The 13,316-nt window shown below is 73.3% G+C and carries 12 protein-coding genes and 1 pseudogene; 6 read left to right on the forward strand and 7 right to left on the reverse strand.

Annotation, left to right across the window (positions count from 1 at the left end):
- Positions 1 to 362, forward strand: a pseudogene (locus ACWDUZ_RS35030) (hypothetical protein); the annotation flags it as partial.
- Between the two features lie 60 nt (positions 363 to 422).
- On the opposite strand, the gene ACWDUZ_RS35035 reads toward ACWDUZ_RS35030, so the two are convergent.
- The 3 genes from ACWDUZ_RS35035 to ACWDUZ_RS35045 all read right to left on the reverse strand — a co-directional run bounded on the left by ACWDUZ_RS35035 (position 423) and on the right by ACWDUZ_RS35045 (position 2,276).
- On the reverse strand, positions 423 to 845 hold the full coding sequence (locus ACWDUZ_RS35035; RefSeq protein WP_451635867.1) for an acyl-CoA thioesterase: 423 nt from the start codon (positions 843 to 845) through the stop codon (positions 423 to 425).
- Positions 846 to 906: 61 nt separating this feature from the next.
- The gene (locus ACWDUZ_RS35040) at positions 907 to 1,560 is read right to left on the reverse strand and encodes a hypothetical protein (RefSeq protein ID WP_451635868.1); all 654 of its coding nucleotides are present in this window, start codon (positions 1,558 to 1,560) and stop codon (positions 907 to 909) included.
- Positions 1,561 to 1,667: 107 nt separating this feature from the next.
- Positions 1,668 to 2,276 carry a histidine phosphatase family protein gene (locus ACWDUZ_RS35045; protein WP_451635869.1) on the reverse strand — a complete coding sequence of 203 codons (609 nt, stop codon included), beginning with the start codon at positions 2,274 to 2,276 and terminating at the stop codon, positions 1,668 to 1,670.
- A gap of 327 nt (positions 2,277 to 2,603) precedes the next feature.
- Between ACWDUZ_RS35045 and ACWDUZ_RS35050 the strand changes: the two genes are divergently transcribed.
- Complete coding sequence (locus ACWDUZ_RS35050) at positions 2,604 to 3,407, forward strand: tetratricopeptide repeat protein (RefSeq protein WP_451635870.1); 804 nt, start codon at positions 2,604 to 2,606, stop codon at positions 3,405 to 3,407.
- A gap of 50 nt (positions 3,408 to 3,457) precedes the next feature.
- Here ACWDUZ_RS35050 and ACWDUZ_RS35055 read toward each other — a convergent pair whose 3' ends face one another.
- Entirely contained in the window at positions 3,458 to 4,666 is a 1,209-nt protein-coding gene (locus ACWDUZ_RS35055; protein ID WP_451635871.1) for a pyridoxal phosphate-dependent aminotransferase, read from the reverse strand.
- A gap of 81 nt (positions 4,667 to 4,747) precedes the next feature.
- On the opposite strand from ACWDUZ_RS35055, the gene ACWDUZ_RS35060 reads away from it, so the two are divergent.
- Positions 4,748 to 5,404, forward strand: a complete 657-nt coding sequence (locus ACWDUZ_RS35060; protein WP_451635872.1) for a winged helix-turn-helix transcriptional regulator — start codon at positions 4,748 to 4,750, stop codon at positions 5,402 to 5,404.
- A 55-nt stretch (positions 5,405 to 5,459) separates the two neighbouring features.
- Here the strand turns inward: ACWDUZ_RS35060 and ACWDUZ_RS35065 are convergent, their stop codons facing one another.
- The 3 genes from ACWDUZ_RS35065 to ACWDUZ_RS35075 are packed head-to-tail and all read right to left on the reverse strand — an operon-like array spanning position 5,460 to position 9,064.
- Positions 5,460 to 6,260, reverse strand: a complete 801-nt coding sequence (locus ACWDUZ_RS35065) for a hypothetical protein (RefSeq protein WP_451635873.1) — start codon at positions 6,258 to 6,260, stop codon at positions 5,460 to 5,462.
- Positions 6,260 to 7,525: a VWA domain-containing protein gene (locus tag ACWDUZ_RS35070; protein ID WP_451635874.1), complete on the reverse strand. Its 1,266-nt coding sequence runs from the start codon at positions 7,523 to 7,525 to the stop codon at positions 6,260 to 6,262. Before ACWDUZ_RS35070 ends, ACWDUZ_RS35065 begins: the two co-directional genes overlap by 1 nt.
- A gap of 9 nt (positions 7,526 to 7,534) precedes the next feature.
- A complete protein-coding gene (locus tag ACWDUZ_RS35075; RefSeq protein ID WP_451635875.1) occupies positions 7,535 to 9,064 on the reverse strand; it encodes an IucA/IucC family protein in 1,530 nt (509 codons plus the stop codon).
- 118 nt (positions 9,065 to 9,182) lie between these two features.
- Here ACWDUZ_RS35075 and ACWDUZ_RS35080 point away from each other — a divergent pair, with 118 nt between their 5' ends.
- From ACWDUZ_RS35080 to ACWDUZ_RS35090, 3 genes are all read left to right on the forward strand, one after another.
- Positions 9,183 to 10,667 carry an IucA/IucC family protein gene (locus ACWDUZ_RS35080; protein WP_451635876.1) on the forward strand — a complete coding sequence of 495 codons (1,485 nt, stop codon included), beginning with the start codon at positions 9,183 to 9,185 and terminating at the stop codon, positions 10,665 to 10,667.
- 711 nt (positions 10,668 to 11,378) lie between these two features.
- The gene (locus ACWDUZ_RS35085) at positions 11,379 to 12,125 is read left to right on the forward strand and encodes an IPT/TIG domain-containing protein (RefSeq protein WP_451635877.1); all 747 of its coding nucleotides are present in this window, start codon (positions 11,379 to 11,381) and stop codon (positions 12,123 to 12,125) included.
- 153 nt (positions 12,126 to 12,278) lie between these two features.
- Positions 12,279 to 13,301, forward strand: a complete 1,023-nt coding sequence (locus ACWDUZ_RS35090) for an IPT/TIG domain-containing protein (protein ID WP_451635878.1) — start codon at positions 12,279 to 12,281, stop codon at positions 13,299 to 13,301.
- Positions 13,302 to 13,316 lie beyond the last annotated feature (15 nt).

The raw sequence follows: 13,316 nt of genomic DNA on the forward strand, positions 1-13,316 counted from the left end.
GCGCGGGGGGGGGGCGGCCCGCGCCGCGGCGGGGGCGCCCCCGCGCGCGGGGCCCCCCCCCCGCCGGATCCGGGGCGCGCGGGGACGCGCGCCCCGGAACGGTCTCCGTTCGCCCCCCTGGCGGGCCCTGCCAAGGACCCCTCGGCATCATCCCGATCACGGCCCCGGACTTCTACCACGCCTTCCCCGAGACGGCGCGGATCGTCCTCGACTCCGGCATCTCCACCGGCTGCGTCGTGGCGGTCCTGCTGAACCTGATCTTCAACCACCTCGGCAAGGACCGCGACGCCGAGGAGGTCACCCATCCGACGGAGGCAGGCGAGGAGATCGCGGAATCGGTGCAGACGGCACCGGCACACTGACCCGCCCGACCGCCCCGGGGGTACGGCACCCGCGCCGCCGTACCCCCGGCCTGGGGCAGGTCACGGTCCGAACAGCGCCGGATCCGCGGCGAGTTCCTTGAACCGCTCCTGAGGGTCGGCGACCAGCCTGCGCGCCGTCAGGTCCATCAGCCCGGCGACCGCCGTGATCTCGGCCGCCACCGTGCCGTCCGGCTTGCGTATCGTCTGCTCGATCCGGAACGTCTTGCCCCCGCCCCACTCGAAGGCACAGGACACGTCGACCTCGTCGCCGGCGAGCAGCTCCCGCCGGTAGCGGACGGTCGTCTCCAGCGCCACCGGGCCGACGCCCCCGGCGATGAGGCCCGCCTGGCTGATCCCGGCCGCCCGCAGCAGCGACCAGCGGGCGTGCTCGGCGTAGTTGAGGTACACCGCCTGGTTGAGGTGGCCCTGCACATCGGTCTCGTATCCGCGGACGGTCACCCGCACGGAAAACGGCTCGCTCACCGCGTCCCCTTCTCGTCTCTCTCGCACCGCACACTCCGACCCGTCGATCATGGCACCGGTCTCACACCCGGCGCGGGGACGCCAGCAGATACCGCGTCCTGGTCCGCGGCTCGGTGTACTCCCCGGCCTGCCACCCGGCCCGCTCCAGCGTGGCCGCGAGGTCCCGCAGCGCCCCGGGACCCGGCGGCCCGTACACCGCGACCGCCTCCGGCTGCGGCGTCGCCCGCACCCGGTAGCCGTCGCCGCCCGGGCCGGCCGGTGGATGCCCGGCCGCCTCCAGGGCGAGCGCCGCGGACCGCACCAGATGCGTACGCTCCCAGCCGCACGGCCGGTCGGTGGCTCCGTCCGGATTGGTCATCCGGCGCAGCTCCAGCAGCCCCTGCCAGGCGCTGTGCACCTCCCGCACCCGCGAGGGGCCCTCGTACGCCGCCGAGTCCTCCTCGCCGCCGACGCGGGCGGCGAACGCACCGTCGGGGGAGGGTGCCCGCTCCGGCCCGGAGGCGGGACGGCCGGCGGCGTCCGCCTCCGGTCCCGCCTCGCGTATCCGGTGTCCCGCGGGTGTCAGGAAGCAGTCGTGCGGCGGACGCGGATGACGGAAGGCCAGCCCGCGCGCGACCAGGGCCGCCAGCTGGGCCTCCGTACCCCTGAGCCGCCCCGTGACGGGGTCGGCGGCGTCGATGACACGGCGCTGCGCGGCGGTCGGCGGTCGTGTCACGGCCTCCTCCCTCCCCGTCCTCCGAAGGCTCCGACACCGTCCTCGGACGGTTCTTCCACCCGCTCGAAGCCTACGACCCGGGTCTGACAACGGCTCCGGCGCCGCCGTCACCGGGGCGGCTCGGCCGCCCGGAGGTTCCAGCCCGCGATCACCGGCCGGTCGTGCTCCGTGCCCAGGCGGCACAACGTGCCCGTGGCCAGCTGGAACAGCGCCCCCGCCGACGGCGGCAGTCCCAGCCGTCGCGCGGTGAGCACCCGCAGGAAGTGACCGTGCGCCACCAGCAGCACGTCCCCCTCGGCGTCGGCCGACGCGGCGTCGACCTCGGCCAGCATCCGGTCGGCCCGCTCGCCGACCTGCTCCACGCTCTCCCCGGGACGGTCCGGCGGTCCCGGTGCCACTCCGTCCCTGAAGAGGAACCAGTCGGGCCGGGTCCGCTGGATCTCCGCGGTCGTGACGCCCTCGTACCCGCCGTAGTCCCACTCCCGCAGGTCCGCGTCCACCCGCGCGTCGTGCACCCCGATCAGCTCGGCCGTCTCCCGGGCCCGCTGCGAGGGGCTGACGAACGCCGCGCCGATCCGGTACGACCGCAGGAGCGGCGCCAGCCGCCGCGCCTCGTCCCGGCCGTGCTCGGTGAGCGGTACGTCCGTCCACCCGGTGTGCCGCCCGGACCGCGACCATTCGGTCTCCCCGTGCCGCACGAGAAGGAGATCACCCACGTCCGCCGTTCCTTCCTGGTCAACGTCAGTACGATGTCACAGGGCCGCGGCGGCCCACAGAACGGACTGGGCCAGACGGCCGCTCCCGCCGTCGGCCGGCGTCGTCTGGATGCCGACCGTCATGCGAGTCCCTCTGCTCGTTGATCATCCGCTGCGTCAGGCAACGAAGGCGCACGGCCGGACATTCCCGCCGCCGGTCCTTCCGCCCCCGGCCGGCCGGTCCGCCGCTCCTGAACACGGAGTTCCGCGAGCGGGCGGCCTCACGTAACCTCACGGCCTGTGAAGATCGCACGCGTGATACGGCGCCGCCCACGAGAAGTGGCCGCCTTGGAGCGACTCGAGGAGCTGTTCAAGGACGGCCGGTACGAAGAGGCGGAGGCCGGCGCCAGGGCGATCGCGGCCCGAGCGGGGCGTCTGCGCCGGCGGGCCTGGCGTCTGGCGGTCGGGTGGGGCGCCAGGAGTCTGGCCACGGCGGCGGCCTGTGCCCAGGGGCGCGGGACGCAGGTGCTGGCCGAGCTCGAGTCCCTCACGGCGGAGCTGGAGGAGCGGATGTCCGGGTCCGGACGGGCGCTCCTGATGATGGTCCGGAGCAACCGCATGCTGGTCCTCAACAGTGAGCGTCGCTACGCCGAGGCGGAGGCCGAGGGGCTGGACATACTGCGCGGTCTGACCCGCATCAAGCATCTGACCTCCGTGTCGCACATCGAGTTGTGCGTGCTGGACAACCTGGTCGACGCCCTGTGCGGACAGGACCGTCACGAGGAGGCCGAGGCCGTCGCCCGGGGAAATCTGCCCCGGGCCGAGGGCGGTACGCTCGCCGCTCTGCACTGCGGCCTGGTGATCAGCCTGAACGGGCAGGGTCGGTACCAGGAGGCCCTGACGGAGGCCCGCCGGTTCGTCCCGCGCCGGGACCGCAGTCTGAGCGGGCGCCTGGGCATGGGCACCGCGGTCGCTCTGCACGGCCTGGGGCGCAGGACGGAAGCCGAGGCGGCGGCCCGCGAGGCCCTGGACGACTGCGAGCGGTTCCTGCACCCGGACCACTCCCGGATCAGGGAGGCCGGCGCGCTGCTGGCCCGCATCACGGCCGACGACCCGCCGGCGCCCTCGCCCGGGGAGGCCACGCGCGGCTGAGCGGTCCGGGCGGGCGGGCGACCGGCGTGCACCGACCGCCGCCGGCCCGTCTACTGCCGGTACCCGCTCAGGAACCGTCCGATCCGTCCGATCGCCGTCTCCAGCACGTCGGCGTGCGGCAGGGTGAGAATGCGGAAGTGGTCGGGGGACGGCCAGTTGAAGCCGGTGCCCTGGACGACCTGGATCTTCTCGCGCAGGAGGAGGTCCAGGACGAACTTCTCGTCGTCGTGGATCTTGTGGACCCGGGGGTCGAGGCGGGCGAAGGCGTACAGGGCGCCCCTGGGCTTCACGCAGGACACGCCGGGGATCTCGTTCAGCTTCTCCCAGGCCACATCGCGCTGTTCGTGCAGCCGGCCGCCGGGCGCGGTCAGTTCGCGGATGGACTGGCGGCCGCCGAGCGCGGCCTGGATGGCGTACTGGGCGGGGGCGTTGGCGCACAGGCGCATGGAGGCCAGCATGGTCAGGCCCTCCAGGTAGTCCTTCGCGTGCTGCTTCGGGCCCGTCACCACCAGCCAGCCCGAGCGGAAGCCCGCCACGCGGTAGGTCTTCGACAGGCCGCAGAAGGTGAGGACCACCAGGTCGGGGGCGAGCGCGGCGGTCGAGTGGTGCACGGCGTCGTCGTAGAGGATCTGGTCGTAGATCTCGTCGGCGAAGACCATCAGGCCGTGCCGGCGGGCGAGATCGAGGATGCCCTTGAGGATCTCCTCGGGGTAGACGGCGCCCGTGGGGTTGTTCGGGTTGATGATCACCACCGCCTTGGTGCGGTCCGTGATCTTCGAGGCCATGTCGTCCAGGTCCGGGTACCAGTCGGCCTGTTCGTCGCACAGATAGTGGACCGCCTTGCCGCCGGCGAGCGTCGTCACCGCCGTCCACAGGGGGAAGTCCGGTGCGGGGACGAGGATCTCGTCGCCGTCCTCCACCAGCGCCTGCACGGCCATCGACACCAGTTCCGAGACGCCGTTGCCGAGGAAGACGTCGTCGACCCCGACCTCCAGGCCCCGCTCCTGATAGCGCTGGGCGACCGCCCGGCGGGCGGAGAGGATGCCGCGCGAGTCGGTGTAGCCGTGCGCCCGGGGGAGCATCCGGATCATGTCCTGGAGGATCTCCTCCGGCGCCTCGAAACCGAAGAGCGCGGGATTGCCCGTGTTCAGGCGCAGGACGCTGTGGCCGGCCTCCTCCAGCGCGTCGGCGTGCTCGATCACCGGACCGCGGATCTCGTAACAGACCTCGCTGAGCTTGCTCGACTGCCGGAACTCCATGCGCCCCTCCGGAAACTGGTGTTGCTTGGTTTTACCAAGTGGCGGCTTGGAAAGTCCAACAACATGTCTAGACTGCGTCGCATGTCACCCCGCACTCGTCGTAGCTATGACCAGTACTGCTCCACCGCCCGCGCGCTCGACGCCGTGGGTGACCGCTGGACCCTGCTGATCGTCCGGGAGTTGCTGGCCGGGCCGCGGCGCTACACCGACCTGCACGCGGATCTGCCGGGCGTCAGCACGGACATGCTGGCCTCCCGGCTGAAGGACATGGAGCGGGACGGACTGGCCGCCCGCCGCCGGCTGCCGCCGCCGGGCGCCGCCTACGTCTACGAACTCACCCCGCGCGGCCGGGCGCTGCTGCCGGTCCTCCAGGCGCTGGGGGAGTGGGGGCAGCCGGAACTGGGCGAGCCGCGGCCGACGGACGCCCTGCGCGCCCACTGGTTCGCGCTGCCGCTGCTGCGGGCGCTGCGGGAAGCCGGGGCCGGCGAGGGGATCGTGGAAGTGCGGCTGGAGGAGGGCGTCTTCCACCTGTACGCGGGCGAGGGCCACCAGCCGGAGAACGGCCCTGTGTACGGCGACGGACCCGCCCCGCGAGCGGCCGACGCCGTGCTGGCACTGGACTCCGCCACCTGCACGGCCCTGGCCCGCGGCGAGCTGGACCTGGCCGAGGCGGTACGCGACGGCCGGGCCGACGTCACCGGGGACGGTGTCCCGGCCAAAGCGCTGCGGCAGGCATGACAGAGGGCCCGCCCCCGAGGGACGGGCCCTGCGGCACGCGTCTGTCGACGCCGTGTCAGATCCCCGGCGGCACCCGCGAGGGCCGCCCCGAACCACGCGTCAGCGCGTACCCGCCGATGCCCGCGAGAGCGGCCAGGACCGCACCGATCCCGGTCCACACCCACCGGTCGGACCACCAGCCCGAGGACCAGCCGTCGCCCGAGCCGAAGCTGGACAGCACCGGCTCGGCACCGTCCTTCTCCTCCTCCCCGGACGTGACGGCGATCCCGGGGACCAGCGGCTCGGCCAGCGAGCCGTCCACCGCCGCCGCGCCGCCGATGTCCTTGGAGCCGACGTGCACTTCAGCGTCGACCGGCAGACCGAGGTCGGCCGCACCGAGGTTCACCACCGTCAGCCGGATGTAGTACGTGCCCGGCAGCGGATCGTTCGCCCACGGCTCCGACCAGCCGCGCACCGTCCGCAGCACGCAGGCCAGCTCGACCGAGGAGGTGCCCTGCGCGGCGGTGCGGGTCTGGGCGCCGTACTGGCAGGACTGGCGGCGCCGCAGCCCGTCGTACACGTCGAGCTGCCAGGTCTGCGAGCCGTGCGTCTCGGGGAGCTTCACCGTCGCCTCGACGGTGGGGCGCTGCCCGGTGTCCGCCGGGAACGACCAGTAGAGGTAGTCGCCGGTGGAGCCGTTCGCGGTGGCCCGCTGCCCCTGCTCGATCTCGGTGGCCGTACGGAAGGAGGTGCCCGCCTGAGTGGGTGCCCTGCCGCCGTCGGAGGCGCTCGGGGAGGGCGAGGAGTCGGCCGCGGCCGGCCCGGCCGCCAGCCCGAGCGCCAGCAGCGCGGCGCCCAGCACACGAGTGATACGCATCAGTTCGTCCTCCACACCGCGAGCCGCCAGCGCGACAGCCAGCCCCACACCAGCCCGGCCAGGAAGCCGACCAGCACCAGCAGGCCGAGCAGCCACCAGCCGCGTCCCAGACCGAAGGCGGCCACGTCATCGGCCTTGTCCGGACCGTCCACGACGTCGACGGTCAGTTCCAGCGGCAGACCCGGCGTCGTCTTCACACCGGAGGCCGGTGAGAAGGAGTTGGTGACCTGGAGGCACACCGTCTCGGCCGGGGCGTTCTCGTCGTCGGACTCGGGCCTCGGGTAGCGAAGTCCCGTCGATATCACGTCCGTTCGGCCGGTGCCGGCCGCCTCGCCGCGCACGATCTCCCGGCCGTGCACCGTCACGGCCCGCAACAGCAGGCCGTAGTCCGGCTTCACGGCGCGGTCGTCGGCCACGCTCACCGAGGCCCGCAGCTCCTGGCCCGGGTCGACGGCCACCCGGTACCAGCGCTGCTGCCCGAACTCCTCACGATCGGTGTACAGGCCGGACTTGAGCTCCGGTGCCTCGGCGCAGTCCCCGGCACCCTGGGTGGCGACCGGTGTCACCACCGGGTCGGCCGCCCGGTCGACCAACTGGCCGACCCGGTCGGAGAGTTCTTCCTTGTGCCGCACCGAGGTGTAGGTGCCGCCGGTCGCGTCCGCGATGCAGCTGAGCTGGTCGCGGGTCTTGGCGTCCGGCACCAGGCCGAGGGTGTCGATGGTCAGCCCGATGCCCTTGGCCGCGATCTCGCGGGCCACCTCGCACGGGTCCAGCGGCTGACAGGTGTCCTCGCCGTCGCTGATCAGGACGATGCGGCGGGTGCCGTCACCGCCGTTCAGATCGTCCGCCGCCTTCAGCAGCGCCGGCCCGATCGGCGTCCAGCCCGTCGGCTGCAGCGTGGCCACCGCGGTCTTGGCCTCGGTGCGGTCCAGCGGGCCGACCGGGTAGAGCTGGGCGGTGTCCTTGCAGCCCGTCTTCCGGTCGTCGCCGCGGTAGTCGGCGCCGAGGGTGCGGATGCCCAGCCGGACCTCCTCGGGCGTGGCGTCCAGGACCTCGTTGAACGCCTGCTTCGCCGCGGCCATCCGCGTTCCGCCGTCGATGTCCCGGGTGCGCATGGAACCGCTGACGTCCAGGACGAGTTCGACCTTCGGCGCGGGCCGGCCGTCCGGTTCGTCGGCGACCGCGCCGCCGGGGAAGGCGATCCCGGCCGTCAGGGCGGCGAGCAGAGCACAGACTCCTGCCGCCAGCCGTTGTCTTGTGATCATCGGCGGATCTTATTGATCAGAGGCGTCCGGATCCAAAACGAGCGGGTTGGGCAGGGTGGTCCACTGGTCGCCCGGCGTCCCGGGCGACAGGCGCATCAACGTCAACGCCTTCGCGGGCAGCGGCTCCTCCCGCAGCGCCCGTACGTCCTCCGTACCCGGAAGGTCGCTCACGGCCGCCTCCAGGGCCGCCCGCAGGGCCTCGCGCGAACCCGCGGCTCCTGCCAGGGCGCCCGCCACCAGGGAGCCGAAAAGCTTTTGGCGCAGGGCGTCGGGGTCGTCGCTGAGGTTGCGGGCGGGCAGCCCCGGGACGGCGATGCCGTGCCGGGCCAGCCGCGCGGGGCTGACCCGGATGTCGGCGAGATCCCGGTAGACCAGACGCAGCGGGACGCCCGAACCGGACAGCACCACCAGCAGGTTCTGGCCGTGCGCCTCCAGGGCCACCCCCAGCTCCAGCAGACGCGACCCGGCCGTGAGCGCGAGCCGCGCGAAGCCGGCCAGCCACGCCGGGGAGTCCGCAAGACCGGTGAAGGGCAGGGCCGCCACCGGCAGCACCCGCTCGCCGGGTGCCGTGTACGAACGCGGCGACTCGCGCCACAGGGCGGCCAGGTCGGGGGAGTGAGCGGTGGCGGCGCCGAGGGTGCGGGTGAAGTGCAGCAGGCCCTCCATGCGGGGAGCCAGGTCCTCGGCGAAGGCCGACAGGACGGCAGAGGCGGCCACCGAGCCGACCGAGATGTCCCGCACCGACGAGGTCAGACGGGCCGAGAGCGCGGTCTTGACGTGCGGCCCGTCCGGCAGGGCCAGGGTGCGCAGCGACATCAGCGGGTGCGCGGCCAGTCGGCCGCCCTCACCGGGCCGCTTGAGCACATGCTCCGCCTGCCAGGGGTGCACCGGGACCAACAGACGCCCGCCGTCCCGCAGTTCCCGCGGCCACACCCCGGTCACCAGGCACTCCCGAGCCGCGACCGGCAGCAGGCACAGCTCGACCAGCGGCCGGTGCTCGGGGCCGTAGGCCAGCTGCTCAGCCACTGAAAAGCCCGGCCGGGAACGGCAGTTGGGGTGAAAGGGATGACCGTCGACCACCCGCTGCTCCCACTCCCAGTCCGGCGCGGTCCCCGACGGCGGGGCCTCGGGGCCCGGCGGCTGACCGGCCCGCGACAGCGCCAACGAAGCCGCGCTGCCCTGGAGTTCGACGGCGAAGGCCTCGCCGTGCGGCACGGCCAGCGCGGTCATCAGGCGCGCCGGATCCTCGTAGGACCTGCCGTCGAGCCGTACGGCGGCCACCCGGGCGGCCGTGGCGTACGGATCGGCCGGCGGCCCGTGCAGCGCACGGCCGTCGGCGAGGCGCAGCACCAGCCCGTCCCGTACCCGCTCCCGTCCCGCGACCCACGGCAGCGGCTCGTGCGCCAGCGCCCGCCACAAGCGGGTCAGCACGGACGCCCGCGCACCGCCCAGCTCGTCCGCGTACCGTGAGACGAGGTCGGGACGCGCCGCGGCCAGTTCCTCGCCGATCTCGGCCTCGGCGCTCGGAAGTCGGTGCACGGTCGGGCTCCTCGGGTACGGGTCGGGCGCGGGCGCCACGGTAGCGCGCGCCGGAGGGACATACTGATCACCTTCGCACCCGTGTGGACGTAGGGAACGAATGGAACCCGTGGAGCCCATGCCCGCCACCGACGACGTCGGACCGCGCGCCGACGCCTACGCGTCCGCGCCCCTGCTGAACTGCCTGATCCGCGAGGTGGCGCAGCCGTGCGCGGGCCAGGACGGACGGCGGGTGTACCGGCTGCCCGGCGGGGGGCGGCTGCTGCGGGTCCGCGACGGGCGACGGCCCGCGGAACCCGAGGTGTACGCGGCGGGCCGCTGGCGGCGCGTGGACCACAGCGAACTGGTCAAACTCGTGGCCGAGGAGCTGCGCCGGCACACCGGCCTGCCCAACGACGAACTGCCCGCCGAGATGATCGACAGCCGGGAGGCGGTGGCGGCGCTGCTCGCCGCCCGCGACCGGGCGACACCGCCCGGCGACCCGTACCTGCGCTCCGAGCAGTCCCTCGTCACGGGGCACCCCCACCACCCGGCGCCCAAGGCACGCGGCGGCGCCCCGGTCGCCTCCTGGCTGCCGTACGCGCCCGAGGCGTACGCCCGCTTCCCGCTGGTGCTGCTCGGGGTGCGCGCGGACACGGTCGTGGAGGACGGCGACACCTCGGCGCTCGACGCCCTCGGCCAGGCGCCGCCCGGCTACCGGCTCCTGCCCGCCCACCCCTGGCAGCTTCAGCTGGTGGGCGGCGACCTCGCCGAGGCCTTCGCCGACGGCCGGCTGATCCGGCTCGGCACGACCCCTTTCGACGTCTGGCCCACGGCGGCCATCCGCACCGTGAGCGCGCCGGACGCCGACCTCTTCCTGAAGTTCAGCCTCGACGTGCGCGTCACCAACGACGTACGGCGGCTGTGGCGGCACGACCTGCTGAAGCTGCGCCGCACGGACAGGGCCGTCGCGGCGGCCTTCGCCGCTCTCGGCGGCCCGGCGGCCTGGCTCTCCGACCGCGGCTACCGCACCGCGGGCTTCGCCTTCGAGGAACTGGCCGTGATCGTCCGCGACGGGCTGCGCGGGCATCTGCTGCCCGGCGCGACCCCGCTGCTCGCCGCCGCCCTGGCCGAGGGCTTCGACGGCAACCCGCTGGACGGCCCGGTGGATCCGGCCGCGTGGTGGGCGGCGTATCTGCGTCAGGTCCTGTCACCGGCCCTGACCGCCTTCGCCCGGCACGGCGTCGTCCTGGAGGCCCATCTGCAGAACTCGCTGGTCGCGTCGGACGCCGCCGGCCTTCCCGTGCAGGCGCTGTTCCGGGACGCCGAGGGGGTCAAGCTGCTGCCGGAGGTGTCGCGGGCGGCCGGCTGGGAGCGGCTGGTGTACTGCCTGTTCGTCAACCATCTCGGCGAGATCGCCGCCGCCCTGGTGGAACGGCACCCGGACCTCGACCCGTGGCCGGCCGTCCGCCGCGAACTGGCCCGCCACGACGTGCCCGAGGCCGCCGCGCTGCTCACCTCGCCGACCCTGCCCGGCAAGACGAACCTGCTGCTGCGCTGGACCGGGGCGGACGGAGCCGACGCCCGGTACCGTCCGGTGCCGAATCCCCTGGCCGGGGCGTAGGCCGGTGGGTCCCCGCGGGGCTCTCCCGAGGCCTGCCGCCGTGTCAGCCGGTGCCTGGAGGGCACCGGCTGATCGGATCCAACTCCCTCTGCGGGGGTGCCCATCGTGGCAGGTCGGCACCGCACGCATGTCTCCCGGGAGCCGCACGCTGACTGACCGCCACATCCCCCGGAGAGGATGGGCAGCCCACCGGTTGGACATGCACAATCCAATCTTCCGGAACGGGAGACCGGCAAGGAGTTTCCGGATGCGTCACTCGATCAGCGGAGCGCGATCGCGTCACCTGCTCCCGCCGTTCCACCTGCCGAGATCCCCCACGTGACATGGGTGCTTACTCCATTCAGGTGATGGGGTCGACGGCCCCTTGTCACCCGATCGGATGTATGGGTCACTGAGTGTGTGAAACCGGCGGGCCGCCCATCCCCTTGCCGGGGGAACGTCGAGACAGGCAGCGGCTGCCGGTTTTTTCCATGCTGCGGGAGACGGCACAGTTCGCGGGGTGCCCGGCCGTACACGCAGGAGCGGACGTCTGTTCGCCCACCGTCCGTCCAGCTGTGCTCCTGAGCCGCATCCTTCCGCGTCCAAGCGGCCGAAAAGGCTGATGGCGCCGGCCTGCCGACGACGTTCTCCACCTCTGTGCAGCGACGAACGGGTGACGGGTCCCGCCACCGGCGCGTCGCATGTCCCCATGGCAGAAGAAGGAGTATCGGCATGCCCATCTCTCCGAACCAGGGTTCCACCGGTGGAGGAACACTGGTGACCGTCACCGGCACCAACCTCTCCGGCACGACCGAGGTCAAGTTCGGCACCAAGTCGGCCACGAACGTCATCAATGTCTCGCCCACTCAGGTCACCGCGGTCTCTCCCTCGGGCGCGGGCACGGTCGGGGTGACCGTGACGACTCCGGGCGGGACGAGCAACCCGGTGCCGTTCTTCTACGTCGGCGCCCCGTTCAAGTCCTCCCTGAGCGCCGACTCCGGGCCCCTGGCCGGCGGCAACACCATCACGGTCAACGGCACCGGTCTGTCGACGGCCACCAATGTGTCCTTCGGCGGAGTCAGCGCCGCCCCCACGGTGAACTCCGACAGCTCTCTCAGCGTGGTCGTGCCCGCGGGCGCGGCGGCCGGACCGGTCGGGGTCAGCGTGACGACCGCGGGCGGCACCAACAACGGTCTGTCCTACACCTACGTCGACACCCCCACGATCGTGACCGTCAATCCGACCTCGGGGCCGACGTCCGGCGGAACGGCCGTGACGATCACGGGAACGAACCTCGACAGCACCAGTTCGGTGACCTTCGACGGCACGGCCGCACCGTTCGCCGTCACCAGCGCCACCACTCTGTCGGTGGTCACCCCGCCCGGCGCGGCCGGCGCCGTCGACGTCGTGGTCACCAACCCCTCCGGGACCGCCACCGAGACCGACGGCTTCACCTACGTCGCCGGCCCCGGGATCTGAGTCGACGCCTCGGGGAGGAGGCGCGCGACACCTGCACCCGTCCGAGCGGCAGTCTCCTGCTCCGCTCGGACGGGCGTCCCCCGCACCGACCATCTGCGTCCGAGCCGGCCCGCATGCGGATCCCTCCGCAGCGTCACGCGAAGGAGTACGGCCATGGCTGCCCCCGTCGTCTCGTCGATCAGCCCTGACCAGGGACCGGCCTCCGGCGGGACCACCGTCACCGTGATCGGTACCGGCTTCACGGACGCGACAGCGGTCCGGTTCGGCGGCATCGCGGCCACCTCCTTCACCGTCCTCAGCAGCACACAGATCACGGCGGTGACTGCCTCCGGCGCGGGCCCGGTCAATGTCACCGTCACCACCGGCCAGGGCACCAGCGCGCAGACGGTCACCTACACCTTTGTGCCCGCGCCCTCGGTGTCGAGCCTGGTGCCCAGCCAGGGCCCGGTCTCCGGGGGGACCACGGTGACGCTGACGGGCACCAACCTCTCCGGTACGTCCGCGGTGGGCTTCGACGGCACGGCGGCGGGGTTCACGATTCTTTCCCCCACGAGGGTCATCGCCGTGGCCCCCGCTCACGCGGCAGGCGCCGCGGCGGTCACCGTGACCACGCCCGGCGGCACCAGCACCCCCGACGACCCCGGTGCCTTCTTCTACTACGCTCCACCGCCGTCGCTGACCGGCGTCGCACCGCCGTCGGGACCCGCGGCGGGCGGCGCCCTCGTGACGCTCACCGGTGACGGATTCGTCAACGCGACGGCGGTGCGCTTCGACGGGACGGCGGCACCGTCGTTCACCGTCGTCTCCGCGACCCGGATCACCGCCGTGACCCCTGCTCACGCGGCAGGTGCCGCGGCGGTCGCGGTGACCACGCCCGGCGGCACCAGCAACCCCGGGAGCTACGTGTACCTCGACGCCCCGACGCTGACCTCCCTGACCCCTGCCCAGGGACCGACGTACGGGGGAACCGTCGTCACTCTGACCGGAACCGACCTCGCCGCCGCCACCGGCGTTCAGTTCGGCTCCACCCCCGCCCCCTGCACCGTGCTGTCCCCGACGACGATCACCGTTGTCGCGCCCGCAGGCGCCGCCGGGCCGGTCACTGTCACGGTCACCACTCCTGCCGGAGTCAGCAACGGACTCACCTACACCCGGGTCGCAGGCCCCGCCATCTGACCCGGCAGACCCGTC

This window comes from Streptomyces sp. NPDC003393 (genome assembly GCF_053589015.1).

What these genes read in the sequence shown, in the direction of transcription:
- ACWDUZ_RS35090 (WP_451635878.1), top strand. Translation starts at nt 12,279, where the DNA reads ATGGCTGCCCCCGTCGTCTCGTCGATCAGCCCTGACCAGGGACCGGCC.
- ACWDUZ_RS35055 (WP_451635871.1), bottom strand. Translation starts at nt 4,666, where the DNA reads ATGGAGTTCCGGCAGTCGAGCAAGCTCAGCGAGGTCTGTTACGAGATC.
- ACWDUZ_RS35070 (WP_451635874.1), bottom strand. Translation starts at nt 7,525, where the DNA reads ATGATCACAAGACAACGGCTGGCGGCAGGAGTCTGTGCTCTGCTCGCC.
- ACWDUZ_RS35060 (WP_451635872.1), top strand. Translation starts at nt 4,748, where the DNA reads ATGTCACCCCGCACTCGTCGTAGCTATGACCAGTACTGCTCCACCGCC.
- ACWDUZ_RS35085 (WP_451635877.1), top strand. Translation starts at nt 11,379, where the DNA reads ATGCCCATCTCTCCGAACCAGGGTTCCACCGGTGGAGGAACACTGGTG.
- ACWDUZ_RS35080 (WP_451635876.1), top strand. Translation starts at nt 9,183, where the DNA reads ATGCCCGCCACCGACGACGTCGGACCGCGCGCCGACGCCTACGCGTCC.
- ACWDUZ_RS35065 (WP_451635873.1), bottom strand. Translation starts at nt 6,260, where the DNA reads ATGCGTATCACTCGTGTGCTGGGCGCCGCGCTGCTGGCGCTCGGGCTG.